The following is a 26,508-nucleotide window of genomic DNA, read 5'->3' on the forward strand; positions in this document are numbered from 1 at the left end:
GGCCCGGAAGGGGTGATTTCGGATCTCGATGGCGGAGATGTGTGTGATCAGTGATGCACTTGTGAGCCCGCTTTCTTTTCATTTTTGCAGTGTGACTAATATCCATGTGTCGAAGTTCTCAACGGATTTGACCAGTCGTGAGGCTGGCATCATCGTCAAGGAGCACGCCCTGCGCACGCGCGCCTCACGGCGGACCAAATCGACCACCATGTCGCTGCGGACGGCCCTGCTCGTACTGGCCATCGTTCCCGGTGTCGCTCTGGCCGCCCTCTGGGCCGTCACCAGTGGTCAGACCCTGCTCGACTTCCAACGCCAGGCCGCTCAGGGGAAGTTGGCCCAGAAGGCGGGCCAGCCGTCCAACATCGTGTACTACAACCTGCAGGCGGAGCGCCGGCTCAGCGCGGAGGCGCTCGCCCGGCACGAGGGCGCCACCGACGCGCTGCAGCGGCAGCGGAAGCTGACCGACGACGCGATCAGGAGCTTCCAGTCGCTCTCCGACGTGGCGACCGACGACGCTCCCGGCGAGGTCCGCGACGCGGTCCGCAAGGCGCGCGAGGCGATCAACCGGTTGCCCGCCCAGCGCGCCCTCGTCGACGACGGCGGCAATGACCAGCAGAAGGCCGTCTACGGCTACTACACCGATCTGATCGCGGTCGACCTCGAACTCTTCACTGCGCTCAGCCATGTCGACAACGGCAGGATCACCACGCTCTCGCAGCCGCTGGTCGACCTGTTCTGGACCAAGGAGATGATCTCCCGCTCCGACGCGTTGCTCACCCGCGGCTGGTCCCGGGGGAAGCTGAGCACCGAGGACCTGCGACAGGTCCGGGAGGCGGTTTCCGGCCAGTCGCTCCAGTACTCCACCAAGGTCGTTCCCTATCTCCCGTCGGACGAGAAGGCCATGTGGGAGGAGATCACCCGCAGCCCGGCCTGGAAGACCAAGACGCGGGTGGAGAACGAGGTGCTGCGCCCGGCACATGCCGACGCCGCGGGCTTCGTCCGTGTCGGCGCCGAGGAGAAGACCTGGCGCGGCGCGATGGACGAACTCGATCCGCAGATCGAGAAACTGCTGGAGCACCGCACCGCCCTCGTGGTCGAGGAGGGCAAGGGCAGCGTGATGTCGCTGCTGTTCAAGATGGTGCTGACCACGGTGGTCGGCCTGGTCGCCGTGATCGCGGTCATCTGGACCACCTGGCGCCTCACCCGTAATCTCCGCCGCCGCATCGGCAACCTGCAGGAGCGCGCCGAGGAACTGGAGAAGGCCCTGCCCGATGTCGTCGAGCGGCTGGGCCAGGGGGAGCGCATCGATGTCGAGTCCGAGGCCCGCGCCATCGAGCACGACAACGGGGACGGCAGGTCCGACGAGCTGAGCCGGCTCGGCGACGCGCTCAATCTGGCACGCACCAGTGCCCTGGCGGCTGCGGTCAGACAGGCCGACCAGCACCGCGGCTTCGAACGGCTGCTCCAGCGCATCGCGCGCCGCACCCAGCAGTTGATCGGCCAGCAGCTGAAGAAGCTGGACGAGCTGGAGCGCAAGCACGAGGACCCCGAGGTGCTGGACGGCCTCTTCGACCTCGACCACCTCACCGCCCGACTGCGGCGCTACGAGGAGAACCTGGTGATCCTCGCGGGCGGCTCCCCGCACCGGCGCTGGCGCAAGCCGGTCCCGCTGCTGGACGTGATGCGTTCCGCCCAGGGCGAGGTGCAGGACTACCGGCGTGTGGTGCTGGACCTCGACAGCAGCCCCTGGCTGTCGGAGCGGGCCGTCGGCCCGGTCTCCCACGTGCTCGCCGAACTCATCGAGAACGCGCTCACCTTCTCCCGCCCGCCGAGCCCGGTCGAGGTCAGGGCCGCCAGGGTGAGCCGTGGTCTGGCCATCGAGGTCGAGGACCGGGGTCTGGGGATGGAGGAGGACCAACTGGCCGCGGCCAACGAGCTGATGGTCCGACCGCCCCGCATGGACGTGCTCGCCCACTCCGACGACATCCGGCTCGGTCTGTACGTCATCGCGCGGCTCGCGGACCAGCACAACCTGCGGGTGGAATTCCGTTCCTCGGCGTACGGCGGCACCCGGGTGGTCGTGCTCGTCCCCGACGAACTCACCGTTCCCGAACCGCACTCCGGTCCCGTCGGCGTCCCGTCGCCGGCGCCCGCCGCCCCCGCAGCCGCGCCCGCCGCCACGACGACCGCCGGTGAGCCGCTGCCCACCCGCGTCCAGGGGCAGGCACTGGCCGGGGTCACCGCGCTGAACACGGCGGGCGTTCCCCACGCCACCGCCCAACAGCCTCACACCGTGGCCGAGCAGCCCTACCCGTCGGCGGAGAACGCGTTCCCGGGCGGCCGGCAACAGCCCGGTCCGGCATCGGAGAGCACGGTCCCGGTGCGGAACGAACCGTACGGGACGCCCACGGGCCCGTACGCCGCACCGGCCGTGCCGTACGACGCGCACGAGGCCCCGTACGGCACGACGGAGCAGCCGTACATGACGGCCGCGGGCCAGTACCCCGTGGACCAGCCGTCGTACCCGGCGCCCGGGGAGACCTGCACCGCTCGACCGCAGGAACCGTACGCCGCTCCGTACCCCTCCGGGGCCGGGGCGGGCGGTCCCGGTCTCCCGATCCCGGGGCCGCGGCAGTCCGACAGCGCGCGCCCCGCACAGCTGCCGGTCTCCGTGCCGGACCACCCGGCGCCGCCGGAGCCGGAAGCCGTCCGCCAGGAGAACGGGTCCGGACTGCCCGCCCTGCCCGCGCCCGGAGCCGAACCCCCGCTGCCGCGCCGGGTGCGGCAGGCCAGCCTGGTGGACGAGCTGCGGGTCGCCCCGGCCCCCCGTACCGCCGTGCCCGGTCCGCCGAGCCCGAACGAGAACGCGCCGTTGCGGCCGGCCCCACGCCGGGCCGGAGCCGCGATCGGAGCGTTCCAGCGCCGGTCCCGTGCCGCCCGGGCGAGCGATGAGACGCCCGTGCGGCCGGCACCGTCCGCCACCCCCCTCCCCACGAGAGAAGAACGGTCATGACACGCACAACCGCCACCCATCAGGATCTCGACTGGCTGCTCGACGGCCTGGTGGACTCGGTGGCCGAGACCCGAAACGCCGTGCTGCTCTCCGACGACGGTCTGGTGGTGAGCCACTCGCGCACCATCGAGCGTGCCGACGCCGAGCGGCTTGCCGCCATCTGCACCGGTCAGCAGAGCCTCGCCCGCGGTGTCGGGCAGCTCTTCGACGGCGGTGGCGTGCACCAGGTGATCGTCGAGCTGGCGGACCTCTGGCTGTTCATCATCTCGGCCGGCCAGGGCACCCACCTGGCCGTGATCGCCTCCCAGGAGGTGGACGCCGAGATCATGTCGCTCGCCATGCACAACCTGGTGCAGCAGGTCGGCCAGAAGCTCGGCACCCCGGCCCGCGACGACTTCGACGCCTTCGGCACCGGGGACGGGCAGCGCGCGTGACCCCGCACTGGGAGGAGGAGGCCGAGGAGGACGGGGCGGGCACGATGGTGCGCCCGTACACCATCACCCGGGGCCGGACCGCTCCCGAGCGGGACGACTTCAGCCTCATCACCGTGCTGACGACCACTCAGGATCCGCGGGACGAGCACGGTGCGCCGATCCTGCCGGGGCGGCTCCAGCCGGAGCACCGGCTGATCCTGGAGCGCTGCCGCCGCCCGTCCGCGGTCGCCGAGCTCGCGTCCGACCTCGGGCTCCCGGTGTCGGTGACCAAGATCCTGCTGGCCGACCTCGTCGCCCAGGGCCTGCTGCTGGCCCGTGCCCCGCTGTCGGTGGCGCGGGCGGCGGGCGGGGCCGACATGGGCCTGCTGGCCGCCGTTCGTGACGGACTCCGGAGACTCTGAACCAAGATGACAAGCAGTCAGGCGGCTCCCGCCGCCGTCAAGATCCTCGTCGCCGGAGGTTTCGGCGTCGGCAAGACCACCCTGGTGGGCGCGGTCAGCGAAGTCACCCCGCTGCGCACCGAGGAGTATCTGACCCAGGCCAGCGTCGGTGTCGACGACCTGGCCGGTGTCGGCCAGAAGGACACGACCACCGTGGCCCTGGACTTCGGCCGGATCACGGTCAGTCCGGAGCTGGTGGTCTACCTCTTCGGCACCCCCGGCCAGGAACGCTTCTGGTTCATGTGGAACGACCTCGTCAACGGGGCGCTCGGCGGCGTCGTGATCGCCGACACGCGCAGGCTGGAGACGAGCTTCGCCTCGATCGACTTCTACGAGAGCCGGGACATCCCGTTCGTGGTCGCGATCAACTGCTTCCACGGCCACAACACCCGTACGCCACAGGAGATCAGGGCCGCTCTCGACCTCGATCCCCATGTGCCGCTGCTGATCGGCGACGTCCGCGAGCGGCCGTTCGGCCGGGACGTGCTGCTGGCCCTGGTGGACCACCTGATGAGCCTGCCCGTAGCGGCCGGCTGACCCCTCGCACTCCCTCAACCCTGCTCGTTCTGGAGAGATCTGAGATGGCATCACCTCTGCGCGTCCTGATTCACGGCGGTGGCATCGGCGGGCTCACGCTCGCCACCGCGCTGGCCCGGCGCGGCCACACCGTCGAGGTCGCCGAGCTCCGCGACGAGCTGGAGGCGCTCGGCGTCGGCATCATCCAGCCGTCCAACGCCCTCCATGTCATGCGGGAGATCGGGGTCCTCGACGACTGTCTGAAGGCAGGCTTCGAGTGGGAGATCCTGACCATCGCCGACCCGGCCGGCACCACACTCGCCGAGATACCGCAGCCCCGCATGGGCGACGCCCCCTCCAACAACGGCATCCCGCGCCCCGCCCTGGCCCGGCTGCTGAACGACGCCGCCGTCGCAGCCGGGGCCGTGATCCGCTTCGGGACCACCCTCACCGAACTGGCCGACGACGGCTCGGGGGTGGACGTCGCCCTCTCCGACGGCTCCACCGGCCGCTGGGACCTGGTTGTCGGCTTCGACGGCATCGGTTCGCCGCTGCGCACCCGCCTGTACGGGGACCGCTACACCCCCGAGTACACCGGCTTCGCCAACTGGCGGGTGACGGTGCCCCGGCAGTCCCGGGTGCGGGGGGTCGTGATGGGCACCGCGGGCAAGGACGCCAAGGCGTTGCTCACCCCGATCACCGAGGAACTGATGTACCTGGGCGCGGTGTTCGCGGAGCAGGAGGACTTCCGGCCGGACCCGGAGCGGGCCCATGAGCAGCTCACGGAGCGGCTGGCGATGTTCTCCGGGCCGGTCGCCGAGGCACTCGCCACCGTCACCGACCCGGCCGCGGTGGTCTACTCGCGGATCTCCCAGGTGACGGTCGAGGAGCCGTGGCACGTGGGCCGGGTCGTACTGGCCGGCGACGCGGCGCACGCGTCCACGCCGCACATCGCGCAGGGGGCGGCGATGGCCGTCGAGGACGCGCTGGTGCTCGCCGAGTCGCTGGACGCCGAGGCGGACGTGCCCGAGGCCCTCGCAGCGTGGGAGGCCCGCCGCCGCCCCCGGGCCATGTGGGTGCAGGCCATGTCGCGTGCGGTGCTCAAGCAGGAGACGGGCATCGAGACCACGCCCGAGGAGGACGAACTGCTGAAGGTCGGCATTCCGGGCGCGGCGCATGTACTGGTGAAGCCCTACTGATGCGCGCGGAGCGGGACGGGCCGGGCACGGCGTACCGGCCCGTCCCGCGCGTTCACGGCAGTACCGCCACCCCGTCGATCTCGACCAGTGCCTGCTCGTCCCAGAGCCTCACCACTCCGATGACCGCCATCGCCGGATAGTCGCGGCCCGCCAGCCGCCGCCAGATCCGGCCCAGTTCACCGGCCCGGGTCCGGTAGTCGGCCACGTCGGTGGCGTACACGGTGACCCGGACCAGGTCCGCCGGGGCGCCGCCCGCCGCACGCAGGGCGGTGATCAGATTGGTGAGCGCCGTCGCGAACTGCTCGGGCAGTCCGTCGCCGACGACCTTGCCGTCCGGGTCGAGGGCGGTCTGTCCGGCCAGGAAGACCAGTTGGCCTCCGGTGGCCGTGACGGCGTGCGAGAAGCCCGTGGGCGGTGAGAGTTCGGCGGGGTTGATCCGGTGGACCGGACTCATGCGGACGCCTCCTGGTTCGCGTACAGCTCCTTGGCGATGATCGTGCGCTGTACCTCGCTGGCGCCCTCGTAGATCCGTGGGGCGCGGACCTCCCGGTAGAGGTGCTCCAGCAGGTGGCCGCGGCGCAGGGCACGGGCGCCGTGCAGCTGGACGGCGGTGTCGACGACGTACTGCGCGGTCTCGGTGGCGTACAGCTTCGCCATGGCCGCACGCCGCGGTACGCCGGACTCGCCCGCGTCGTAGGCCGCGGCGGCCGCGTACACCAGCAGCCGGGCGGCCTCGGTGCGGGTGGCCATCTCGGCGACCTGGTGGGAGACGGCCTGAAGGTCCTTCAGCGGGCCGCCGAACGCGGTGCGTCCGGCGGTGTGCACCACGGTGGCATCAAGGGCGGCGCGGGCCATGCCGACGGCGAAGGCGCCGACGCTGGGACGGAAGAGATTGAGGGTGTCCATGGCGACCCGGAACCCCCGGTCCGGTACCCCGAGCACATCGTCGGGCGTGACCGGGACACCGTCGAACTCCAGGGCCCCGATGGGGTGCGGCGAGAGCATGTCGATGGCGGTGCCGGTCAGCCCGGGACGGTCGGCGGGGACCAGGAACGCGGTGACGCCGCGGGAGCCGGCACCCGGGGTCGTACGGGCGAAGACGGTGTAGAAGTCGGCCTCCGGCGCGTTGGAGATCCAGCATTTCTCGCCGGTCAGCCGCCATCCGTCGGGGGCGGGTTCGGCGTTCAGGGCGAGCGCCGCCGCGTCGGAGCCGGCGCCCGGTTCGCTGAGCGCGAAGGCGGCGACGGCGCGGCCGGCCCGCACCTCGGGGAGCCAGCGTTCGCGATGGGCCGGGGTACCCGCGCGGACCACGGGGTGGGTGCCGAGTCCCTGGAGGGCGAGCGCGGTCTCGGCCTCCGTGCAGCCGCGGGCCAGGGACTCGCGGAGCAGACAGAGGCCGAGGGCGCCGGAGTTCAGCATCCGGTCGAGGAGGCCCGTCTCACCGAGGGCCGCGATCAGGGGACGATTGACGTGTCCCGGATCGCCCTTCCCGGCGAGGGGGCGCAGTTGCCGTTCGGCAAGGTCCCTCAACTCCTCACACCAGGCCGTCTGTGCCGGATCGAGCGAGAATGCCGTCATACCGGCGCCTCTCTTGTCGGTGTTCGAGGCACCCGCGCGGCGCGCCTCGTCCTATCGCGAACCGTTGACTACCGTCACCCAAACGATACGCTCCAGAGGCGACAAGGGGGCGATCCGTCATGGACCCGAAGACCTCAGCGCACCTCGACACCTTTGCCAGGGAGCACCTGCCACCCCCGGACCAGTGGCCGGAACTGCTCTTCGACCTTCCCGAACTGCGCTACCCGGACCGTCTGAACTGCGCGGTGGAGCTGCTGGACCGCACGGTCGACCGTCTCGGCCCCGACCGCCCCGCCTTCCGTACCCCGGACGGCGGAGTCTGGAGCTACGGGGAGCTGCGGGACCGGGTGGACCGGATCGCCCATGTCCTCACCTCCGATCTGGGCGTCGTCCCGGGCAACCGCGTGCTGCTGCGCGGCCCCACCACACCGCGCCTGGCAGCCTGCTGGCTCGCGGTGCTGAAGGCGGGCGCGATCGCCGTCACGGTGCTGGACCGGCAGCGGTCCGCCGAGCTCGCCACCATCTGCTCGATCGCCCGGGTGAGCCACGCACTGTGCGACGTCCGGTCGGTCGACGACCTGGTGAAGGCGGAGGTTCCGGGGCTGCGGATCACGGCGTACGGAGGTGACGCGCCGGAGGATCTGCTGAGCCTGGCGAAGGCCAGGACGGGTCCGTACCGCGCCGTGGACACTGCGGCGGAGGATGTGGCGCTGATCGCCTTCACCTCGGGCACCACCGGGCGCCCCAAGGGCTGCATGCACTTCCACCGGGATGTGCTCGCCATCGCCGACACGTTCTCGCGCCATGTGCTGCGCCCCACGCCCGAGGACGTGTTCGCCGGCAGTCCGCCGCTCGGCTTCACCTTCGGGCTCGGCGGTCTGGTGGTCTTCCCGCTGCGTGCCGGTGCCAGCGCCCTGCTGCTCGAACAGTCCGGCCCGACGCAGCTGCTGCCCGCGCTCGCCGCCCATCGCGTCTCGGTGCTGTTCACCGCGCCGACCGCCTACCGCGTGATGCTCGACCACGTCGACGCGCACGATCTGACGGCGCTGCGGCGCTGTGTCTCGGCCGGCGAGAACCTCCCGGCCGCCACCTGGCGGTCCTGGTACGAGCGGACGGGGCTGCGCATCATCAACGGCATCGGCGCCACCGAACTGCTGCACATCTTCATCTCCGCCGCCGACGACGCGATCCGCCCCGGCACCACCGGGGTCCCCGTGCCCGGCTGGCAGGCCCGGGTGCTGGACCGCGAGGGCAGGCAGGTGCCGGACGGGGAGCCCGGACTCCTCGCCGTGCGCGGTCCGGTCGGCTGCCGCTACCTCGCCGACGAGCGCCAGCACGACTACGTGGCGCACGGCTGGAATCTCACCGGTGACACCTATGTACGGGACGCGGACGGCTACTTCCGCTATGTCGCCCGCGCCGACGACATGATCATCTCCTCCGGCTACAACATCGCGGGCCCCGAGGTCGAGGACGCCCTGCTGCACCACCCGTCGGTGGCCGAGGCCGCGGTGGTGGGCCGGGCGGACGAACTGCGCGGGCAGATCGTGGCGGCGTACGTGGTGCTGCGCGAGGGCACGGTGCTGTCGGCCGACGAGCTGCGCACGTACATGAAGACCCGGCTGGCCCCCCACAAGTGCCCGCGCGTCATCGAGTTCCTGCCCTCGCTCCCCCGGACCGCGACCGGCAAACTGCAGCGCTTCCGGCTGCGGGACGGCTGAACCGGAAATGCGGGTGCCGCGCTCCCCGCGCACCCGGCAGGATGAACCATGACCTGGACCTTCACCGAGGACGTCGATGTCTTTCTCGCCGCGGCCGGCGCCTCGCTGGCCGCCCGGCCCGTCGAGAACACCCTGGTGCTGACCGTCACCGCGACGCTGCGGCGCGACGGGCCGCACGCCTACGGTGACCGCGCGCCGCTGCTGGGCTGGTGGCGCGGTGCGGACGGCGAGGTCGCCGGCACGCTGGTGCGGACCCCGCCGCATCCGCCGCTGCTGGGAACCGTCGCCCCGGAGGCGGTCGGTCCGCTGGCCGCCGCACTGCCCCTGACCCGGATCAACGCGGACCGGGCCGCCGCCGAGGCGCTGGCCGCCGACTGGCCCGGCCACCGGGTCGACCAGGAGCAGCGGCTCTACCGTCTGGGGACGCTGGTCCCGCCCTCCCCCGCCCCCTCGGGGCGGCCCAGGACCGCCGTCGCCGCCGACCGGGAGCTGCTGCTGCGCTGGCATCACGCCTTCGCCGACGAGGTCGGCCAGTCCGGCGGCCGTGTCGAACGGATGGTGGACGGCCGTACGGCCTCGGGCGGGCTGACGCTCTGGGAGGACGGCGGCGTCCCGGTGTCGATGGCGGGGGTCTCCCCGCGCATCGCGGGCACGGTGCGGATCGCCCCGGTCTACACACCGGCCGAGCACCGCGGCCGAGGTTACGCGGCCGCGGTGACGGCGGATATCAGCCGGGCGGCGCGGGAGGCCGACGCGCAGGAGGTGCTGCTCTTCACCGACCTTGCGAACCCGACCAGCAACGGCGTGTACCGGCGCATCGGCTACCGGCCGGTCTCGGACCGGCTGCTGATCACTGCGGCGCAGGAGCCCGTCACCCCAGGGTGAGCCGGGGTTTCGGTGCGTCCGTGCGGCCCGTCGGCGGAGTGCGGCTGCCCGCGCGGTACGGAAGCGGCCAGGGCGCACCCGGTCCTTCGTAGCCCTGCTCGGCCGCCGCGTGCAGTGTCCAGTGCGGGTCGTAGAGATGGGGACGGGCCAGGGCGCAGAGGTCGGCCCGGCCCGCGAGCAGCAGTGAATTGACGTCGTCCCAGGAGGAGATCGCCCCGACGGCGACGACGGGCACGCACAACGTGTTGCGGATGCGGTCCGCGTACGGGGTCTGGTAGGAGCGGCCGTACTCGGGGCGCTCGTCGGGGACGACCTGACCGGTGGAGACGTCGATGGCGTCGGCCCCGTGGGCGACGAAGGCGCGGGCGATCTCGACGGCGTCCTCGGCGGTGGTACCGCCCTCGGCCCAGTCCGTGGCGGAGATGCGGACGGTCATGGGGCGGTCGTCGGGCCAGTCGGCGCGGACCGCGTCGAAGACTTCCAGGGGGAAGCGGAGCCGGTTGCCCAGCGACCCGCCGTACTCGTCGGTGCGGTGGTTGGTGAGGGGCGAGAGGAAGCCGGACAGCAGATAGCCGTGGGCGCAGTGGAGTTCCAGGAGGTCGAAGCCGCAGCGGTCGGCGCGCCGGGCCGCCGCCGCGAACTGTTCGCGTACCGCGTCGAGTCCGGCCCGGTCCAGGGCGTGCGGGACCTGGTTGACGCCTTCTGCGTACGGGATCGGGGAGGCGGCGGCGAGCGGCCAGTTGCCGTGGTCGAGGGGCTGGTCGATGCCCTCCCACATGAGTTTCGTGGAGCCCTTGCGTCCGGAGTGGCCGAGTTGGACGCCGATGGCCGTGCCGGGGGCGCTCGCATGGACGAAATCGGTGATCCGGGCCCAGGCGGCGGCCTGTTCGGGGGTGTAGAGCCCGGTGCAGCCGGGGGTGATGCGGCCCTCGGCGCTGACGCAGACCATCTCCGTCATGACCAGCCCGGCACCGCCGAGTGCGCGTGCGCCCAGGTGGACGAGGTGGAAGTCGCCGGGGACGCCGTCGACGGCCGAGTACATGTCCATGGCCGAGACGACGACGCGGTTGCGGAGTTCGAGGCCGCGCAGCCGCAGCGGGGTGAACATCGGCGGGGTGCCGGGGGCGCAGCCGAACTCCTCCTCGACCGCTGCGGTGAAGGAGGCATCGCGCAGCCGCAGGTTCTCGTGGGTGACACGCCGGCTGCGGGTGAGGAGGTTGAAGGCGAACTGGCGGGGCGGCTGGTCGACGTAGGTGCCGAGCTCCTCGAACCAGCGCAGGCTGGCCGCGGCGGCCCGCTGGGTCGATTCGACGACGGGTCGTCGCTCGGTCTCGTAGGCGGACAGCGCGCTCGGCAGGTCGGGCTGCTCCTCGATGCAGGCGGCGAGCGCGAGGGCGTCCTCGACCGCGAGTTTGGTGCCGGAGCCGATGGAGAAGTGCGCGGTGTGGGCGGCGTCACCGATCAGGACCGTGTTGCCGTGCGACCAGCGGGCGTTGACGACGGTACGGAAGGTGAGCCAGGAGGAGTTGTTGGAGCGCAATGGGCGGCCGCCGAGCGCCTCGGTGAAGATCTTGGCGCAGCGCAGCGTCGAGTGCTCCACATCGCGGGTGTCGAGTCCGGCGGCGCGCCAGACCTCCTCCCGCATCTCGACGATGACCGTGGAGGCGTCGGCCGAGAAGGGGTAGCCGTGGAGCTGCATCACTCCGTACGCGGTCTCGGCGATCTCGAAGCGGAAGGCGTCGAGGGCGAAGTCGGCGGCGAGCCAGATGTAACGGCAGCGGTGGGTGGCGAGCCGGGGGCCGAAGGTCTCGGCGTGCGCGGCGCGGGTGAGGCTGTGCACTCCGTCGGCGGCGATCACCAGGTCGTACGCGTCGGCCAGTTCCGCGGCCGGCGGGGCCTCGGTGCGGAAGCGGAGCCGCACGCCGAGGGATTCGCAGCGTTCGTGCAGGATCTCCAGGAGCCGGCGCCTGCCCAGGGCCGCGAAGCCGTGGCCGCCGGAGGTCTGGGTCACGCCGCGGTGGACGATGTCGATGTCGTCCCACCGTACGAATTCGTCCTGGAGCGCCCGGTACACGACGGGGTCGGCGTGTTCGATGCCGCCGAGGGTCTCGTCGGAGAGGACCACACCGAAACCGAAGGTGTCCTCGGGTGCGTTGCGCTCCCAGACGGTGATGTCGCGTTCCGGATCGAGCCGCTTGAGCAGGGCGGCGGCGTAGAGCCCGCCGGGTCCGCCGCCGATGACCGCGATCCGTTTCACGCCGGTCGGCTTCGTGCCGGAGGGATGCGCGCCCGGCGCCGTCGCGGCGGTCGGTCCAAAGCCGGTGACGCTGATGTCGGGCGGCATCGCGTTACCGGCCTTGCCACTTCGGTGGCCGCTTCTCGGTGAAGGCGGCGTGGAATTCGGCGTAGTCGTCGCCGTGCATCAGCAGGGCCTGGGTCGCGGCGTCCATTTCGACCGCGGCGGCGAGTGGCATGTCGAGTTCGGCGGTGAGCAGCGCCTTGGTCTGGGCGAGGGCGAGGGCCGGTCCGTCGGCCAGGCGGCGGGCGAGCGCTGCCGCCGTTGCGTCGGCCCGGCCTTCCTCGGTCAGCTCGCTGATCAGGCCGATCCGTTCCGCTTCGGGGGCGCGGACCGGTTCGCCGAGCATCAGCAGCCGGGTGGCATGACCGAGGCCGACGACGCGCGGCAGCAGGTAGGCGGCGCCCATGTCGCCGCCGGAGAGGCCGACCTTGGTGAAGAGGAAGGCGAAGCGGGCGGACGGATCGGCGATCCGGAAGTCGGCCGCCAGTGCGAGAACCGCACCCGCGCCCGCGGCCACGCCGTGTACGGCGGCGATGACGGGGAAGGGGGATTCACGAAGGGCCCGGACCACCTGCCCGGTCATGCGGTTGAAATCCAGGAGCTGGGCGGTGTCCATGGCGAGTGTCGCGCCGATGATGTCGTCGACATCTCCGCCGGAGCAGAATCCGCGGCCCTGCCCCGCGAGCACCAGCGCGCGCACGGAACGTTCGCGGGACAGTTCGGCAAGCAGGTCGCGCAGGTCGGCGTAGGCGCCGAAAGTGAGCGCGTTGAGTTTCTCCGGCCTGGCGAGGGTGACGGTGGCTACTCCGTCGTCCGTCGTCAGCCGCAGGTGACGCCAGTCATCCGTATGGGGGGCGGAGCTGGGAAACGGGCTCATGGAGGGGACTCCCCTTCAGCCGTCGGGCTGCTACCTGCAGCCGAACTTATCACTCGTACGTGACTTCCGTCACGAGCACGCAATAGGTGGAGCGTGAGAGCGTATGCCGAACGTCCCCTTCGCACCGGTCGACAGACCCTTGTCTCTGTTGTTGCACTTCGTAAGGTTGAATCCTGGAAGTACTGCCTTCCAGAAAGCCGACGATCTCCGGAACGGAAACCATGCTGTGTCCACCGATGTCCCCCTTCCCGCCTCCTGGCGGATCGCGCTACCGCACACGACGGCGGCCGTACCGGTGGCCCGCGCCCTGATCCGCACGGCGCTGGCGGACATCGAAGCACCCGCGGATTCGGACACCGCCGAACTCCTCACCGCCGAGCTGGTCGCCAACGCGGTGGAACACACCCGCAGCGACGAGCCCATCGAGCTGGTGGTGGAACTGCTGCCGACCGGCTGCCAGGTGGAGGTGCACGACCGCGACCCGGCCCCGCCGGGCGATCTCTCCCACCCGGAGCCGGGCAGCGTGCCGGACCCCTGGCAGGAGCACGGCCGGGGTCTGCTGCTGATCCGTACCCTCAGCTCGTCCTGCGGCCACCGCACGACGGATCAGGGCAAGGCGGTGTGGTTCACCCTGCCGTCCCGCACGCCTCAGAGCTGACCGGCCCCGTCCCGGCCCGCCCCCGCGGCGGCCAGCCGGGAGCGGCTGCGTCCGTAGCGTGCGTACACCGCGGCGCCGAGGACGAGGAAGACGGCGAACTGCACCCAGGTCGTCCAGCCCGTCCCGTACATCAGATAGAGGCAGAAGCCGACGCCCAGGAGCGGGCCCAGTGGATGGAGCGGCGCCCGGAACGAGCCCCTGATCTCCGGGTTGCGGCGGCGCAGCACGATCACCGCGATGTTCACCGCGACCATGGTGGCGAGCGTGCCGATGGTCGTCAGGTTCACCACCACGTCGAGCGACGAGAAGGCCGCCGGGACCGCGAAGACGACCGCCACGATCCAGGTGTTGGCGACGGGGGTCGCCGTCCGCGGCGAGACCCGCTCGAAGACCCGCGGGATCAGACCGTCGCGGCTCATCGACATCAGGATGCGGGTCTGGCCGTACATCACCGCGAGCACGACGGACGCGATCGCGACGACCGCGCCGAAGGCGATGATCCCGCCGCCGACGGTCGAGCCGGTCACCTGGTCCACGACGATGGAGAGCGCGGCCGGCTTGTCGGCGACGGCCCCCGGGCCGATGGCGCCGATGGCCGCGAGCGCGACGGCGCAGTAGAGCAGGGTGACCAGGCCGATGCAGACCATGATCGCGATCGGGATGTTCCGTCGCGGGTTCTTGACCTCCTCGCCCGCGGTGGTGATGGCGTCGAAGCCGATGTACGAGAAGAACGCCAGCGAGGCACCGGCAGTGACACCGCCCGCTCCGTGGGCGACGAACGGTGTGAGGTTCCCGTGCTCGAAGGCGGTGAAGGCGATGCCGCAGAACAGCATCAGAATGGTGATCTTGAGAACCGCCATCGCGGCGGTGGCCCCCGCGCTCTCCCGGACGCCGCGTACCAGCAGGGTCGCCGCCATCATGACCACCACGACGGCGGGCAGGTTGATCAACCCGCCGTCGCCGGGGCCGGCCGAGAGGGCGACGGGCAGCTGGAAGCCGAAGAGGCTGTTCAGCAACTCGTTGACGTACTGGCTCCAGCCGACGGCGACCGCGGAGACCGAGACGCCGTACTCCAGCAGCAGACACCAGCCGACGAGAAACGCGACGCGCTCACCGAGCGTCGCGTAGGCGAAGGAGTACGAGCTGCCGGACACCGGGATCGCGCTGCCCAGCTCGGCGAAGGAGAGCGCGGTGAAGATGCAGGTGACCGCGGCGAGCACGAAGGACAGCACGACGGCGGGGCCCGCCTCGGCGACGCTGTCGGAGAGGCCGACGAAGATGCCGGTGCCGACGACGGCGCCGACACCGAAGCACACCAGCTGGAAGAGTCCCATGGTGCGCTTGAGGCCATGCCCCTCCAGGTCGGCGCCGGACTCGGCGATCAGCTGGTGGGGGTTCTTGATGCGCGGGCCGGACGGGCGTGGGGGGCTCGATGGGCGTAGCGGACTCACGGGACGGTCTCTTCTCTGGTGGAGCATGTGGGGGGGCGCGCCCAGGGCCCGTGGGGGACTCGGGGCGCCGGTGACGCACACGAAAACGGGGTTCGAGCGTGCGAGCCCGAACCCCACCGAGAGGCGACATATTAGTCGCCTCGATGCATGTTCACCCAATCAGATGCATGATCATGCAGTGCTCAGCCCGCGGTCGCCCCAGTGGCCAGGGTCGCCACCAGAACGGCCTTGATCGTGTGCATCCGGTTCTCCGCCTCGTCGAAGACGACCGAGTGCGCGGACTCGAAGACCTCGTCGGTGACTTCCAGCTCCGTCAGCCCGTGGGCGGCCTCGATCGCCCGCCCGACCTCGGTGCCGAGGTCGTGGAAGGCCGGGAGGCAGTGCAGGAACTTCACGTCGTCGTTGCCGGTGGCGCGCAGGACGTCCATGGTCACGGCGTACGGCGCGAGGGCCTCGATGCGCTCACCCCAGACCTCCTTGGGTTCCCCCATCGAGACCCAGACGTCCGTGGCGACGAAGTCCGCACCCCGCACACCTTCGGTGATGTCCTCGGTGAGCGTGACGGTCGCTCCGCTCGCGTCGGCCAGCCGACGGGCCTCGGTGACGACCTCCTCGGCCGGCCAGTACGCCTTCGGTGCGACGATCCGCACGTCCATACCCAGCAGTGCGCCCGTGACCAGGTAGGAGTTGCCCATGTTGAAGCGGGCATCGCCGAGGTAGGCGAAGGCGATCCGCTCCAGCGGCTTCTCGCTGTGCTCGGTCATGGTGAGGACGTCGGCGAGCATCTGGGTCGGGTGCCAGTCGTCGGTGAGCCCGTTGAAGACCGGGACGCCGCCGTGGGCCGCCAGCTCCTCGACGGCCGCCTGGCTGTCGCCGCGGTACTCGATACCGTCGAACATCCGGCCGAGGACACGAGCGGTGTCCTTCACCGACTCCTTGTGTCCCATCTGCGAGCCGGAGGGGTCGAGGCAGGTCGTGGAGGCACCCTGGTCGGCCGCGGCCACCTCGAAGGCGCAGCGGGTGCGGGTCGAGGTCTTCTCGAAGATCAGCGCGATGTTCCTGCCGCGCAGCCGCTGCACTTCGGTCCCCGACTTCTTCGCGGCCTTGAGTTCGGCCGCGAGGTCGATCAGGCCGCGGAACTCCTCGGCCGTGAAGTCCAGCTCCTTGAGGAAGTGGCGGCCTGCGAGGTCTATGGCCATGGGACTGCTCCTGGGTAGGGCGAGGATCGCACGTACGGTAACCCTGGAAGTCTATACGACACCCTGCATCGCTATACGAAGCCTTCCCCCTGCGCGGGCTCATGTGTCCCGGTCACCGGACCGGGTCGCGCACCACGGGGCAGCTCATGCAGCGGGGGCCGCCCCGGCCACGACCGAGCTCGCTGCCGGGGATCTCGATGACCTCGATGCCCTCTTTGCGCAGATAGGTGTTGGTGGTGGCGTTGCGCTCGTACGCGACGACGACACCCGGCTCGACCGCCAGCACGTTGCAGCCGTCGTCCCACTGCTCGCGCTGGGCCGAGTGCACGTCCTGCGTGGCGGTCAGAACCCGGATGGAGTCCAGTCCCAGGGCGTGCGCGATCGCGTGGTGCATGTGCTCGGGCCGATGGTCGGTGACCTTCAGGTCCCTCGGCCCGTCACCGGGCTCGATGGTGTACGAACGGAGCATGCCCAGGCCGGCGTACTGGGTGAAGGTGTCACCGTCGATCATGGTCATGACCGTGTCGAGATGCATGAACGCCCGGCGCTTGGGCATGTCGAGCGCCACGATCGTGTGCGCCGATCCGGCGTCGAACAGTCCGCGGGCCAGCATCTCCACCGCCTGCGGGGTGGTGCGCTCGCTCATCCCGATGAGCACCGCGCCCCGGCCGATGACCAGGACGTCGCCGCCCTCGATGGTGGAGGGGTAGTCGTCCTGCCCCTCCGACCAGTGGTGGAAGGCGCCCGCGTCGGGGCCGGTGAAGAGGGGGTGGTGGCGGTAGATCGCCTCGAAGTGGACGGTCTCGCGCTGGCGGGCCGGCCAGCGCATCGCGTTGATGGACACGCCGTCGTATATCCAGGCCGAGGTGTCCCGGGTGAAGAGATGGTTCGGCAGCGGATCCAGCAGGAAGTCGTCCAGGTCCATGACATGGAAGCGGACGGAGGTCGGCTCACTGTGCCGTTCCAGGAACTCCCGCTTGGTCATCCCGCCGACCAGCGCCTCGGCCAGTTCCCCGCTGGGCAACTCCTCGAAGGCGGCCCGCAGATGCTCCGTGGCGAGCGGGCCGTACTCCTTCTCCTCGAAGACCCGGTCCAGAACGAGCCGTCTGGCCACGGGGATCTCCAGCGACTCGCGGAGCAGATCACCGAAGAGGTGCACCTCCACGCCTCGGTCGCGCAGCACGTCCGCGAAGCCGTCGTGTTCCTGGCGGGCACGGCGCACCCAGAGCACGTCGTCGAACAGGAGCGCGTCCTTGTTTCCGGGGGTGAGCCGCTTCAGTTCCAGATCGGGGCGGTGCACGATGACGCGGCGCAGCCGCCCGGCCTCGGAGTCGACATGGAATCCCATGACTCCATCCTCACCGCGCGGAGCGCCGTTCACCCGGCGAATCGCCAGCGGGTTTCCCGATGATCGCACCGAGCCCCCGCCGGCGCCACGGTCTACAACCGCGGGTCGACCGGCTCCGACTCCAGGGCCAGCACCGCGAACACCGCCTCGTGGACCCGCCACAGCGGCTCCCCGTCGGCCAGCCGGTCCAGGGCTTCGAGCCCCAGCGCGTACTCCCGGAGCGCCAAGGACCGCTTGTGGCCGAGGAACCGGCCGCGCAGCCGCTCCAGATTCTCCGGACGGGTGTACTCGGGGCCGTAGATGATCCGCAGGTACTCCCGGCCGCGCACCTTGATGCCCGGCTGGACCAGCCTGCCCTTGTCGTCCCGTACGAGCGCGGCGAGCGGCTTGACCACCATGCCTTCGCCGCCGCGTCCGGTCATCTCCAGCCACCAGTCGACACCGGAACGCACCGATGCCTCGTCACCGGTGTCGACGACGAGCCGACGGGTGACCTGGAGCAGCCCGGTCGGATCGTGCTCGACCAGCCGGTCGAGCCAGGCCAGCTGCTCGTCGTGCGGGACGGCGGCCAGCGAGCGGCCTCGCACGGCGAGGACCTGGAACGGCGCGAGTCGCACCCCGTCCAGATCCCGGGTGCTCCAGCAGTAGCGGCGGTAGGCCTCGGTGAAGGCGGCCGCGTCCGCGGCCCGGTCCCGCTGCCGGTCCGCGAGAGCGCCCACGTCCACGCCGCGGGCCGCCGCTGCCGCGAGGGCCGCGCCGGCCGCCGGGAAGACGGCTCCGGATGCCGCGCCCACCGCGGCGTACTGCGAGCGCAGCAGCCCGGCCGCCTTGAGGGACCACGGCATCAGCTCGGCGTCGAGCAGGACCCAGTCGGTGTCCCACTCCTCCCAGAGTCCGGCGGCGGTGACGGCGGTGCGCAGCCGGTCGAGGATCACCTCGGTGAGTGCGGCGTCGTCGAGGAACGGCCGACCGGTGCGGGTGTACAGCGCCCCGGTCGGACCGCCCGCACCTCCCGAGGGGTCGGAGGTGTCCCCCACCCCGAACCGCTCGCGGGCGGCGTCCGCGTCCCGGCAGACCAGCGCCACCGCGCGCGAGCCCATGTGCTTCTCCTCGCACACGACCTCGGTCACTCCGTCCGCCCGGTACTGGGCGAAGGCCTCGGCCGGGTGCTCCAGATAGCCGTCCTCGTGCGAGGTGGCGGTGGGCGCCATGGTCGGCGGGAGGTAGCCCAGCAGCCGCGGGTCGACGGCGAACCGGCTCATGACTTCGAGCGCCGCCGCGGCGTTCTCCTCACGGACCGAGACACGGCCCATGTGCCGGGTCTCCACGATCCGGCGGCCGTGCACGTCCGCGATGTCCAGCGGCCGGCCCTCCCTGCCACCGGGTGCCTCCTGGTGGAGCGGCTTGACCGGCTCGTACCAGACCCGCTCGGCGGGTACGTCGACGAGCTCGCGCTCCGGCCAGCGCAGCGCGGTCATCTTCCCGCCGAAGACCACACCGGTGTCCAGACAGATGGTGTTGTTGAGCCAGGAGGTGCTGGGGACCGGGGTGTGACCGTAGACCACGGCCGCACGGCCGCGGTACTCCTCGGCCCACGGGTAGCGCACAGGCAGTCCGAACTCGTCGGTCTCGCCGGTGGTGTCCCCGTACAGCGCGTGCGAACGGACCCGCCCGGAGGTGCGCCCGTGGTACTTCTCGGGCAGTCCGGCGTGGCAGACGACGAGTCCTCCCCCGTCGAGGACGTAGTGGCTGACGAGCCCGTCGATGAACTCCCGCACCCGCTCGCGGAAGGCGGGGTCCCTCTCGTCCTCCCGGTCCAACTGCTCGATCGTCTCTGCGAGTCCATGGGTGTGCTGGACCTTGCGGCCCTTGAGGTAGCGCCCGAGCTTGTTCTCGTGGTTGCCCGGTACGCACAGGGCGTTGCCCGCCGACACCATGGACATGACGCGGCGCAGTACCCCGGGACTGTCGGGGCCGCGGTCCACGAGGTCGCCGACGAAGACCGCCGTACGCTCCTCGGGGTGCGCGCCGTCGACGTAGCCGAGCTTGCCGAGCAGGGCTTCCAGCTCGGAGCTGCAGCCGTGGACGTCGCCGATGATGTCGAACGGGCCGGTGAGGTGGCGGAGGTCGTTGTAGCGGCGCTCCAGCACCACTTCGGCGTGCTCCACCTCCTCCTCGCTCCGCAGGATGTGCACCTTGCGGAAGCCCTCGCGCTCCAGACCGCGCAGCGAGCGCCGCAGTTCGCGACGGTGGCGCTGGATGACGTGGCGCGGCATGCCGGCGCGGTCGGGTCGGGTCGCGTTGCGCGCGGCACAGACCTCCTCGGGCAGGTCGAGGACGATCGCGATCGGCAGCACGTCGTGGCTCCGGGCCAGCTGGACGAGCTGCCTGCGGCTCTCGGACTGGACGCTGGTCGCGTCCACGACGGTCAGCCGCCCGGCGGCGAGCCGCTTGCCGGCGATGTAGTGCAGGACGTCGAAGGCGTCACGGCTGGCGCCCTGGTCGTTCTCGTCGTCGGCGACGAGGCCGCGGCAGAAGTCCGAGGAGATGATCTCCGTGGGCTTGAAGTGCGCACGGGCGAACGTGGACTTGCCGGAGCCGCTGGCCCCGATGAGGACCACGAGGGAGAGGTCGGTCACCGGCAGTTTGCGCGACGTACTGGTCATGCGGCTTTCGCCTCCTTCCCGGTCTCGTTCACGGACTCGTTCGTGGTCGGGTTCCCGGACCCGTCCCTGCTGCGGGTCGGGGACCCGTCGGCTGCGGTCATCGTGAACACAGCCATCTGTGTGGGCGGCCCCACCTCGGGGTCGTCGGGCCCCACGGGGACGAATTCGACCCCGTACCCGTGTCGCTGCGCCACCTTCCGGGCCCAGGCCCGGAACTCGGCCCTGGTCCACTCGAACCGATGGTCGCCGTGGCGGACATGCCCGGCCGGAAGGCTCTCCCAGCGCACGTTGTACTCGACGTTCGGCGTCGTCACGAGCACCGTCCCCGGCCGGGCCGAACCGAACACGGCGTACTCCAGCGCGGGCAGTCTCGGCAGGTCGAGATGTTCGATGACCTCACTGAGCACGGCGGCGTCGTACCCCTTGAGCCGCTTGTCGGTGTAGGTGAGCGAGCCCTGCCGAAGCGTGACCCGTCCGGCCTGCCGCTCCCCCATCCGGTCCAGCTTCAGCCGCCGCGAGGCGATGGTGAGCGCGCGCATGGAGACATCGACGCCCACGATCTGTGTGAAGCCCACGTCCTTGAGCAGTGCCTGCACCAACTGGCCCTGGCCGCAGCCCAGGTCGAGGACCCGGTTCGCGTCGGCGGCACGCAGCGCGTCGAGGATCGCGGCGCGCCGCTGCTCGGCGAGCGGCAGTGGCCTCTCCTCGGTGTCGGTCGTCTCGTCCACGGCGTTGTCGATGCTCTCGACGTCGAGGTCGTCCGACTCGGCGAGCCGCACCAGTTCGAGCCGCTGCATCGCCTGCCGGGTCAGTCCCCAGCGCCGGGACAGATAGCGGCTGGTGATCAGCTTCTGCTCGGGGTGGGCGGCCAGCCAGCCCTCACCGGCCCGCAGCAGCTTGTCGACCTCGTCCGGAGCGACCCAGTAGTGCTTGGCGTCGTCGAGCACCGGCAGCAGGACGTACAGCTGCCGCAACGCGTCCGCCAGTCGCAACTCGCCTTCCAGAACGAGCCGTACGTACCGTGAGTCCCCCCACTCCGGGAACCGCTCGTCCAGCGGCACGGCCACGGCGTCCACGCTCGTCCAGCCCAGCGGCGCGAAGAGCTTGCGCACCAGTTCCGCTCCGCCGCGCGCCGGCAGTGCGGGTACCTCGATCCGCAGCGGAAGCGGCGCCTGCGCACGTTCGGGCCGTGCGCGGCACACACCGTTCAACGCGGACTTGAAGACGGCGCTCATCGCCACGGAAAGCAGCGAGGAAGCCGCGTACGGGCGATCGTTGACGTACTGCGCGAGGGCCGCGTCGGGTGCGCCGCCCCTGCCCTTGCCCTTGCCGCGCCGCACCAGTGCCACGGGATCCACCTCCAGCAGGAGCGCCGCGGTGCAGCGCTCGGCGGACGCCTCGGGATAGAAGACATGCGCGGTGCCGTGGGAGGTGGAGAACGTCTGCGCCTTCTCGGGGTGCTTGTGCAGCAGGAAGCCGAGGTCGGTCGCGGGACGCTCCGGATTGCCGGTGGTACTGATCGTCAGGAACACACGTCCGAGTATGGTCCGGTCCACTCGCCCCCCACCAGGTATTTTCGCGTGTCTACGGCCCGGTTGTCCCTCCTCTCCCGTCGCCCTCCGTCGCTTCGCCGAGCAGCCCGGCCAGCTCCGCGACGGTCTCCGGGCCGACCCGGCAGCAGCCGCCCACCAGCCGGGCGCCGGCGTGCTCCCAGGCCCGTACTCTCCCGGGATCGAACGTCGGGTCTCCGGCCCACCTCCGCCCCCCGGCATCCCACCGTTCGCCGCTGTTCGGATAGACGACGACCGGCTTCCCCACCACCTCCGCCGCCTGCCGCACCGCCCGGTCCGCATCCGCCGGGTCACAGCAGTTCACCCCGACGGCCAGCACATCGTCGTGTCCCGAGGCGACGGCGAAAGCCGTCTCCAGCGGCTGCCCCGCCCTGGTCCGGTCCCCCGACACGCTGTACGAGAGCCAGACGGGCAGCCCGCACCCTTCGACGGCCCGCAGCAACGCCTCGGCCTCGTCGATGTCCGGCACCGTCTCCAGCGCCAGCACATCGGGCCCGGCTGCGGCCAGTGCCTCGACCCTGGGCCGGTGGAACCGCTCCAGTTCCCGGACGGAGAGCCCGTAGCGGCCCCGGTATTCGCTGCCGTCCGCCAGCACCGCCCCGTAGGGACCCACCGAGGCGGCGACCCAGACCTCCCGCCCCGCCCCGCCTGCGGCCCGCCTCGCCAGCCGCACACTGCGGGCGAACAGTTCCGCGGCTGCGGCACGCCCGATCCCCCTCCGCTCGAATCCCTCGAAGCTCGCCTGGTAGCCGGCCGTGATGAGCACCTGTGCGCCCGCCCGCACATAGGCCCTGTGAGCCGCCTCGATCTGCTCCGGTCCGTCGACCAGCAGCCGGGCCGACCACAGGGCGTCGGACAGATCGCAGCCCTGTGCCTCCAACTGGTTGGAGAGGCCGCCGTCGAGCAGCACCACCCCCTCGGACAGGGCACGGTCGAGGGCACGGGCGGGCGGGCCGTCGGCCGGCGGGCCGGGCTGCATGGTCGGCTCCCTCCTGAGCCGGGTCCCGAACCGGCTCGTGTGTGCGACGTGCGGTGGCCGGTCTCCCGGCCCACCGGCTCAGGTGAGCTGGGACTGGACCTGCGAGGAGATCAGCTCCAGGTGTTCCAGGTCGTCCAGATCCAGGACCTGGAGGTAGATCCGGGACGACCCGATCGCGCCGTAGCGGCCGATCTTGTCGACCACCTCGGCGGGCGAGCCCGCGAGGCCGTTCGCCTTCAGTTCCGCCACTTCACGGCCGATGGCGGAGGCCCGGCGCGCCACCTCGGCGTCGTTCCTGCCCACGCAGACCACCAGGGCGTTGGAGTACACCAGGTCGTCCGGTCCGCGGCCGGCCGCCTCGGCCGCCTCCCTGACCCGGCCGAACTGCTTCTCGCTGTCCTCCAGCGACGCGAACGGGATGTTGAACTCGTCCGCGTACCGGGCCGCCAGCCGTGGTGTACGGGTCGCACCGTGGCCGCCGATCAGGACCGGCACCTTGGCCTGCGCCGGCTTGGGCAGCGCGGGAGAATCGGTCAGCTGGTAGTACGTGCCGTCGAAGCTGAACGTCTTGCCGATCCCGGTCGCCCACAGCCCGGTGATGATCTCCAGCTGCTCCTCCAGCCTGCCGAACTTCTCCTTGGGGAACGGAATGCCGTAGGCCTTGTGCTCCTCCTCGAACCAGCCCGCGCCGAGGCCGAGCTCGACACGCCCGCCGGACATCCGGTCGACCTGCGCGACCTGGATGGCGAGCACGCCGGGGAGCCGGAAGGTCCCCGCGGTCATCAGCGTGCCGAGCCGGATCCGCTTGGTCTCGCGCGCCAGCCCGGCGAGAGTGATCCATGCGTCGGTCGGGCCCGGCAGCCCGTCCCCGGGCCCCATGCGGAGGTAGTGGTCGGACCGGTAGAAGGCGTCGAAGCCGAGGTCCTCGGTCGCCTTGGCGACGGTGAGCAGGGTGTCGTAGTCGGCCCCTTGCTGGGGCTCGGTGAAGATTCGAAGATCCATGCCTCCATCCTGCACCTCCGAACGCCGGTCGCTCCTCTCCTGACTCTCGCCCGCCGCCACCGTGGAAGTCCCGCACGGTCACGCCACTCCGGCCCGAGACGTTCTCGCCCCTGCCGTCGCCGCTCCCGCAGTCCCCGCCGTCACGCCTGGCCCGCCGCCGAGCCTGCCGGTCCACGGATCGTGCCGTACGGGACGTACGGGCCGTCGCGCCCCCCGCCGCGCTCCAGATCCTGCTGCCGTTCCCGGTCCTGCTCGTCGAGACGACGGAGCATTCCGTGCACCCGGTCCATGGACTCGTCGGCGGCGTCGATCGCCTCCATGCACTGCCAGTACAGCCCCTGCTCGTCGGTCTCGCAGGCCACCCCGACCAGTGCCATCCCCACTTCCCCGAGCAGCGCGCCCAGCCCCGTCAGCGTCGCCCGCGGCTCGACGAGCTCGGAGAGCTGCGCGGCCCGCGCCACCCCGGCCCGCGCCGCCGGGTGGTCCAGCGCACCACCGCACCTCCCGCCGATCTCGCTGAGTCCGCGTGCCTCGCCCCGTAACTCCTTGGGCCCGTCGGCCGCCAGTCGACTGCCGATCGCCTGAGCGAGCGCCTGGGCCTGCCATGCCTCCGCGATGATGTCCGGCGTGCCCCGGCTCTGCGCCAGAGCGCGCCGACTGACCCCTACAAGCCGCTCCGCTTCCATGCGTTACCCCCGTCCGTACGAAAAGCCGCTCAACTCATTCATTACCCACAGTGAGGGCGTCGGCACCGAAAAGCCAGGGGAATTCGGAAATCTGTGGACACGAAGCCAACTGTGAACAAGTTGATCACTCCGAAGAGTGACGATCCCCGGATTCAGGAGGCGCCGAGTGCTCCGAAACCGGGAATCTGGCCTCATTCCGGTCGATCTTCTCCGACAGCGCCGCCAGCGCGTCGATCCCCAACACCTCGCAGAACTGCAGCAGATACGCGAGGACATCGGCGACCTCGTCCGCCACCCGGTGCGCCGTCTCGGGCCTCTCCATCACCCTCGCCGACTGCTCCGGCGTCAACCACTGGAAGATTTCGACCAGTTCGGATGCCTCGACACTCAGTGCCGCTGCCAGGTTCTTCGGGGTGTGGTACTGCTCCCAGTCCCGTGCGGCCGCGAACGCGGCGAGCCGCTGCTGCAGGGCCCGTACATCAAGTTCTGTCACGGTTCCAGGTCTACCACCGTCACCCCGGGCGTCTCCCTGGCCCGTACCGCACCCGATTCCGTGATCGTCCCCACCAGCCTGAGGTGCCCGGCCGCCCCGACCGGTACCGCCAGAGCCAGCAGTTCGCGCAACTGCCGCCCGTCCAGGTCACGATCGAGTCCGTCGGCCAGCACGGTCAGGGTCTGCATCGCCGCCGGCACCTCGCCCGCCGCGTCCACCGCCAATGCCTCGGGGCCGTTGAGCAGCACCAGGGCCAGGGCGAGATATCTCAGCTCGCCGTCACCGAGCCGGCCGACCGGTGTGACGGCTCCGTCGCCGCGCCCCACCGTCGCGCGCAGCGATCCGTCGGTGAGCCGCTCGACGCCCAGTGCGGTGACCGGCCCCGCACATCCGGCGTGAGCGGCCGCGACCAGGCGGGCATGGCGTTGGCCGCACCGCGTGTACGTACGCTCCAGCACCGCCGCGAGGTTGTCGCAGCTCCGACGCAGCCGGCCGTCGCCCGCCGGAACCGGGGCCCGCATCCGCAGCGGCTGCGGTTCACAGGCGAAGACCGACCGCAGGGCCACGACCATCTGTTCAGCGGCGGCCAGGACCTGTAATTGCCCCTCGGTCCTGCCCGCCACCCGCAGGGGAAGCAAGGACGTTCCGAGGCGGTCGTCCGGCAGCGGGGCGCGTGTCACCGGGACCGCCCCCGCGGTGTGCCAGGCCGCCTGGACCATCGAGCGCCCCGGATCGCGCAGGGCGGTCGACAGCAGGGTCTCGCCGCCGCCGGTGAGCCGTTCTCCGACGATTCGGAGCGTGGGCTCCGCCTGGACGGCGACATCGAGCCGCACCGGGCCCGCCGGACCGTCCGTCGTGCAGCCGATCCGGAATCCACGACGGCCCTGTGCATCGGCCGCGGCGCCTTCCGGCACACAACCCGCGGGGTCGGGGAACACCTCGTCGAGCGGGTCCCCGGCGCCCAGCCGGGCCAGCGCCTCGTACGCCCGCAGCACATGGGACTTGCCGCTGCCGCCGGGCCCGGCGAAGAGTGTGACCGGACCGATAGGGAAGGCGGCACCCCGGTGCGAGGCGTAGGCGGACAGTCGCAGTTCTGTGACGACGGGCCCGGCGGAACGGACGGGTCCACCGGAACGCGACGCGGCCCGCGGCCCGACCTGCGTACCGGAGATCGAGGAGGCGGGGCCGGGCACGGACGAGGCGGCGATCGCGGCGCGGCCGGACACGGACGAGCCGTCGGTGATCACGGCGGGGGCGCGCGTGGAGGTGCTGCCCACAAGCACGGGAGCGGGACCGGAACCAAAACCGGTCGTACCGGTCGTGCCGGTGGGGGGCGACGGGGTGGTCCCCGGGCGGAGTGCGCTCATGGGCGGACCGTAAGCAGGTCGCGGACCGGAGAACCGTTCCGCCTCAACGACCTTCCTACGATCGGGCTACGCCGATGCGGCAACTCCGTGCGAACCGCGTTCCCACGATCGGGGGACCTCCACGGT

Annotated in this window: 22 protein-coding genes; 8 read left to right on the forward strand and 14 right to left on the reverse strand. The window is 71.3% G+C overall.

Going from position 1 to position 26,508, the window contains the following annotated elements; all coding sequences use genetic code 11:
• The first annotated feature begins 127 nt into the window (after positions 1 to 127).
• The 5 genes from ACIRP2_RS15360 to ACIRP2_RS15380 are packed head-to-tail and all read left to right on the forward strand — an operon-like array spanning position 128 to position 5,602.
• Positions 128 to 3,013 (forward strand): nitrate- and nitrite sensing domain-containing protein, encoded by a 2,886-nt coding sequence (locus ACIRP2_RS15360; RefSeq protein WP_404250350.1) that lies wholly within the window; start codon positions 128 to 130, stop codon positions 3,011 to 3,013.
• Positions 3,010 to 3,447, forward strand: a complete 438-nt coding sequence (locus ACIRP2_RS15365) for a roadblock/LC7 domain-containing protein (RefSeq protein WP_404250352.1) — start codon at positions 3,010 to 3,012, stop codon at positions 3,445 to 3,447. The genes ACIRP2_RS15360 and ACIRP2_RS15365 overlap by 4 nt, the downstream gene beginning before the upstream one ends.
• A complete protein-coding gene (locus tag ACIRP2_RS15370; protein ID WP_404250354.1) occupies positions 3,444 to 3,848 on the forward strand; it encodes a DUF742 domain-containing protein in 405 nt (134 codons plus the stop codon). Before ACIRP2_RS15365 ends, ACIRP2_RS15370 begins: the two co-directional genes overlap by 4 nt.
• Before the next feature lie 6 nt (positions 3,849 to 3,854).
• A complete protein-coding gene (locus ACIRP2_RS15375) occupies positions 3,855 to 4,424 on the forward strand; it encodes a GTP-binding protein (protein WP_404250356.1) in 570 nt (189 codons plus the stop codon).
• A gap of 44 nt (positions 4,425 to 4,468) precedes the next feature.
• Entirely contained in the window at positions 4,469 to 5,602 is a 1,134-nt protein-coding gene (locus tag ACIRP2_RS15380) for an FAD-dependent monooxygenase (RefSeq protein ID WP_404250358.1), read from the forward strand.
• A 52-nt stretch (positions 5,603 to 5,654) separates the two neighbouring features.
• On the opposite strand, the gene ACIRP2_RS15385 is transcribed toward ACIRP2_RS15380, so the two are convergent.
• Together ACIRP2_RS15385 and ACIRP2_RS15390 are read right to left on the reverse strand one after the other, a co-directional pair.
• Complete coding sequence (locus tag ACIRP2_RS15385; RefSeq protein ID WP_376209933.1) at positions 5,655 to 6,056, reverse strand: RidA family protein; 402 nt, start codon at positions 6,054 to 6,056, stop codon at positions 5,655 to 5,657.
• Positions 6,053 to 7,180, reverse strand: coding sequence for an acyl-CoA dehydrogenase family protein (locus ACIRP2_RS15390; protein ID WP_404250360.1), 1,128 nt, complete (start codon positions 7,178 to 7,180; stop codon positions 6,053 to 6,055). The genes ACIRP2_RS15385 and ACIRP2_RS15390 overlap by 4 nt, the downstream gene beginning before the upstream one ends.
• Before the next feature lie 119 nt (positions 7,181 to 7,299).
• On the opposite strand from ACIRP2_RS15390, the gene ACIRP2_RS15395 reads away from it, so the two are divergent.
• On the forward strand, positions 7,300 to 8,901 hold the full coding sequence (locus tag ACIRP2_RS15395; RefSeq protein ID WP_404250362.1) for an AMP-binding protein: 1,602 nt from the start codon (positions 7,300 to 7,302) through the stop codon (positions 8,899 to 8,901).
• Positions 8,902 to 8,949: 48 nt separating this feature from the next.
• Positions 8,950 to 9,786 carry a GNAT family N-acetyltransferase gene (locus ACIRP2_RS15400; RefSeq protein WP_404250364.1) on the forward strand — a complete coding sequence of 279 codons (837 nt, stop codon included), beginning with the start codon at positions 8,950 to 8,952 and terminating at the stop codon, positions 9,784 to 9,786.
• Here the strand turns inward: ACIRP2_RS15400 and ACIRP2_RS15405 are convergent.
• Both ACIRP2_RS15405 and ACIRP2_RS15410 read right to left on the reverse strand, forming a co-directional pair.
• On the reverse strand, positions 9,773 to 12,130 hold the full coding sequence (locus ACIRP2_RS15405; RefSeq protein ID WP_404250366.1) for a bifunctional salicylyl-CoA 5-hydroxylase/oxidoreductase: 2,358 nt from the start codon (positions 12,128 to 12,130) through the stop codon (positions 9,773 to 9,775). The two genes, ACIRP2_RS15400 and ACIRP2_RS15405, sit on opposite strands and share 14 nt — an antisense overlap.
• A 4-nt stretch (positions 12,131 to 12,134) precedes the next feature.
• The gene (locus tag ACIRP2_RS15410) at positions 12,135 to 12,962 is read right to left on the reverse strand and encodes an enoyl-CoA hydratase family protein (RefSeq protein ID WP_404250368.1); all 828 of its coding nucleotides are present in this window, start codon (positions 12,960 to 12,962) and stop codon (positions 12,135 to 12,137) included.
• 226 nt (positions 12,963 to 13,188) lie between these two features.
• Here ACIRP2_RS15410 and ACIRP2_RS15415 point away from each other — a divergent pair, with 226 nt between their 5' ends.
• On the forward strand, positions 13,189 to 13,620 hold the full coding sequence (locus ACIRP2_RS15415) for an ATP-binding protein (RefSeq protein WP_404250370.1): 432 nt from the start codon (positions 13,189 to 13,191) through the stop codon (positions 13,618 to 13,620).
• Here ACIRP2_RS15415 and ACIRP2_RS15420 read toward each other — a convergent pair.
• The 10 genes from ACIRP2_RS15420 to ACIRP2_RS15465 form a co-directional block, all read right to left on the reverse strand.
• On the reverse strand, positions 13,611 to 15,098 hold the full coding sequence (locus ACIRP2_RS15420) for an amino acid permease (RefSeq protein ID WP_404250372.1): 1,488 nt from the start codon (positions 15,096 to 15,098) through the stop codon (positions 13,611 to 13,613). The genes ACIRP2_RS15415 and ACIRP2_RS15420 overlap by 10 nt on opposite strands.
• Before the next feature lie 155 nt (positions 15,099 to 15,253).
• Positions 15,254 to 16,270, reverse strand: coding sequence for an ornithine carbamoyltransferase (argF, locus tag ACIRP2_RS15425; RefSeq protein WP_404250374.1), 1,017 nt, complete (start codon positions 16,268 to 16,270; stop codon positions 15,254 to 15,256).
• 112 nt (positions 16,271 to 16,382) lie between these two features.
• Positions 16,383 to 17,618 (reverse strand): arginine deiminase, encoded by a 1,236-nt coding sequence (locus ACIRP2_RS15430; RefSeq protein ID WP_404250376.1) that lies wholly within the window; start codon positions 17,616 to 17,618, stop codon positions 16,383 to 16,385.
• Positions 17,619 to 17,710: 92 nt separating this feature from the next.
• On the reverse strand, positions 17,711 to 20,284 hold the full coding sequence (locus ACIRP2_RS15435; protein WP_404250378.1) for a polynucleotide kinase-phosphatase: 2,574 nt from the start codon (positions 20,282 to 20,284) through the stop codon (positions 17,711 to 17,713).
• On the reverse strand, positions 20,281 to 21,816 hold the full coding sequence (locus tag ACIRP2_RS15440) for a 3' terminal RNA ribose 2'-O-methyltransferase Hen1 (protein WP_404250380.1): 1,536 nt from the start codon (positions 21,814 to 21,816) through the stop codon (positions 20,281 to 20,283). Before ACIRP2_RS15440 ends, ACIRP2_RS15435 begins: the two co-directional genes overlap by 4 nt.
• A 52-nt stretch (positions 21,817 to 21,868) precedes the next feature.
• Positions 21,869 to 22,834: a homocysteine S-methyltransferase gene (mmuM, locus tag ACIRP2_RS15445; protein WP_404250382.1), complete on the reverse strand. Its 966-nt coding sequence runs from the start codon at positions 22,832 to 22,834 to the stop codon at positions 21,869 to 21,871.
• A gap of 78 nt (positions 22,835 to 22,912) precedes the next feature.
• Entirely contained in the window at positions 22,913 to 23,836 is a 924-nt protein-coding gene (locus ACIRP2_RS15450) for an LLM class F420-dependent oxidoreductase (RefSeq protein WP_404250385.1), read from the reverse strand.
• Between the two features lie 140 nt (positions 23,837 to 23,976).
• The gene (locus tag ACIRP2_RS15455) at positions 23,977 to 24,522 is read right to left on the reverse strand and encodes a DUF6099 family protein (protein WP_404250387.1); all 546 of its coding nucleotides are present in this window, start codon (positions 24,520 to 24,522) and stop codon (positions 23,977 to 23,979) included.
• A 124-nt stretch (positions 24,523 to 24,646) separates the two neighbouring features.
• The gene (locus ACIRP2_RS15460; RefSeq protein WP_404250389.1) at positions 24,647 to 25,015 is read right to left on the reverse strand and encodes a nucleotide pyrophosphohydrolase; all 369 of its coding nucleotides are present in this window, start codon (positions 25,013 to 25,015) and stop codon (positions 24,647 to 24,649) included.
• Positions 25,012 to 26,382: an ATP-binding protein gene (locus tag ACIRP2_RS15465; RefSeq protein WP_404250391.1), complete on the reverse strand. Its 1,371-nt coding sequence runs from the start codon at positions 26,380 to 26,382 to the stop codon at positions 25,012 to 25,014. The genes ACIRP2_RS15460 and ACIRP2_RS15465 overlap by 4 nt, the downstream gene beginning before the upstream one ends.
• Positions 26,383 to 26,508 lie beyond the last annotated feature (126 nt).

This window comes from Streptomyces sp. NPDC101194, from assembly GCF_044767885.1.
Classification (GTDB): Bacteria; Actinomycetota; Actinomycetes; order Streptomycetales; family Streptomycetaceae; genus Streptomyces.

Coding starts and splice junctions, on each gene's coding strand:
- argF (WP_404250374.1), bottom strand. CDS start 16,270: ATGGCCATAGACCTCGCAGGCCGCCACTTCCTCAAGGAGCTGGACTTC.
- ACIRP2_RS15455 (WP_404250387.1), bottom strand. CDS start 24,522: ATGGAAGCGGAGCGGCTTGTAGGGGTCAGTCGGCGCGCTCTGGCGCAG.
- ACIRP2_RS15395 (WP_404250362.1), top strand. CDS start 7,300: ATGGACCCGAAGACCTCAGCGCACCTCGACACCTTTGCCAGGGAGCAC.
- ACIRP2_RS15465 (WP_404250391.1), bottom strand. CDS start 26,382: ATGAGCGCACTCCGCCCGGGGACCACCCCGTCGCCCCCCACCGGCACG.
- ACIRP2_RS15400 (WP_404250364.1), top strand. CDS start 8,950: ATGACCTGGACCTTCACCGAGGACGTCGATGTCTTTCTCGCCGCGGCC.
- ACIRP2_RS15430 (WP_404250376.1), bottom strand. CDS start 17,618: ATGGGATTCCATGTCGACTCCGAGGCCGGGCGGCTGCGCCGCGTCATC.
- ACIRP2_RS15435 (WP_404250378.1), bottom strand. CDS start 20,284: ATGACCAGTACGTCGCGCAAACTGCCGGTGACCGACCTCTCCCTCGTG.
- ACIRP2_RS15390 (WP_404250360.1), bottom strand. CDS start 7,180: ATGACGGCATTCTCGCTCGATCCGGCACAGACGGCCTGGTGTGAGGAG.
- ACIRP2_RS15385 (WP_376209933.1), bottom strand. CDS start 6,056: ATGAGTCCGGTCCACCGGATCAACCCCGCCGAACTCTCACCGCCCACG.
- ACIRP2_RS15410 (WP_404250368.1), bottom strand. CDS start 12,962: ATGAGCCCGTTTCCCAGCTCCGCCCCCCATACGGATGACTGGCGTCAC.
- ACIRP2_RS15380 (WP_404250358.1), top strand. CDS start 4,469: ATGGCATCACCTCTGCGCGTCCTGATTCACGGCGGTGGCATCGGCGGG.
- ACIRP2_RS15420 (WP_404250372.1), bottom strand. CDS start 15,098: ATGCTCCACCAGAGAAGAGACCGTCCCGTGAGTCCGCTACGCCCATCG.
- ACIRP2_RS15365 (WP_404250352.1), top strand. CDS start 3,010: ATGACACGCACAACCGCCACCCATCAGGATCTCGACTGGCTGCTCGAC.
- ACIRP2_RS15405 (WP_404250366.1), bottom strand. CDS start 12,130: ATGCCGCCCGACATCAGCGTCACCGGCTTTGGACCGACCGCCGCGACG.
- ACIRP2_RS15375 (WP_404250356.1), top strand. CDS start 3,855: ATGACAAGCAGTCAGGCGGCTCCCGCCGCCGTCAAGATCCTCGTCGCC.
- mmuM (WP_404250382.1), bottom strand. CDS start 22,834: ATGCAGCCCGGCCCGCCGGCCGACGGCCCGCCCGCCCGTGCCCTCGAC.
- ACIRP2_RS15450 (WP_404250385.1), bottom strand. CDS start 23,836: ATGGATCTTCGAATCTTCACCGAGCCCCAGCAAGGGGCCGACTACGAC.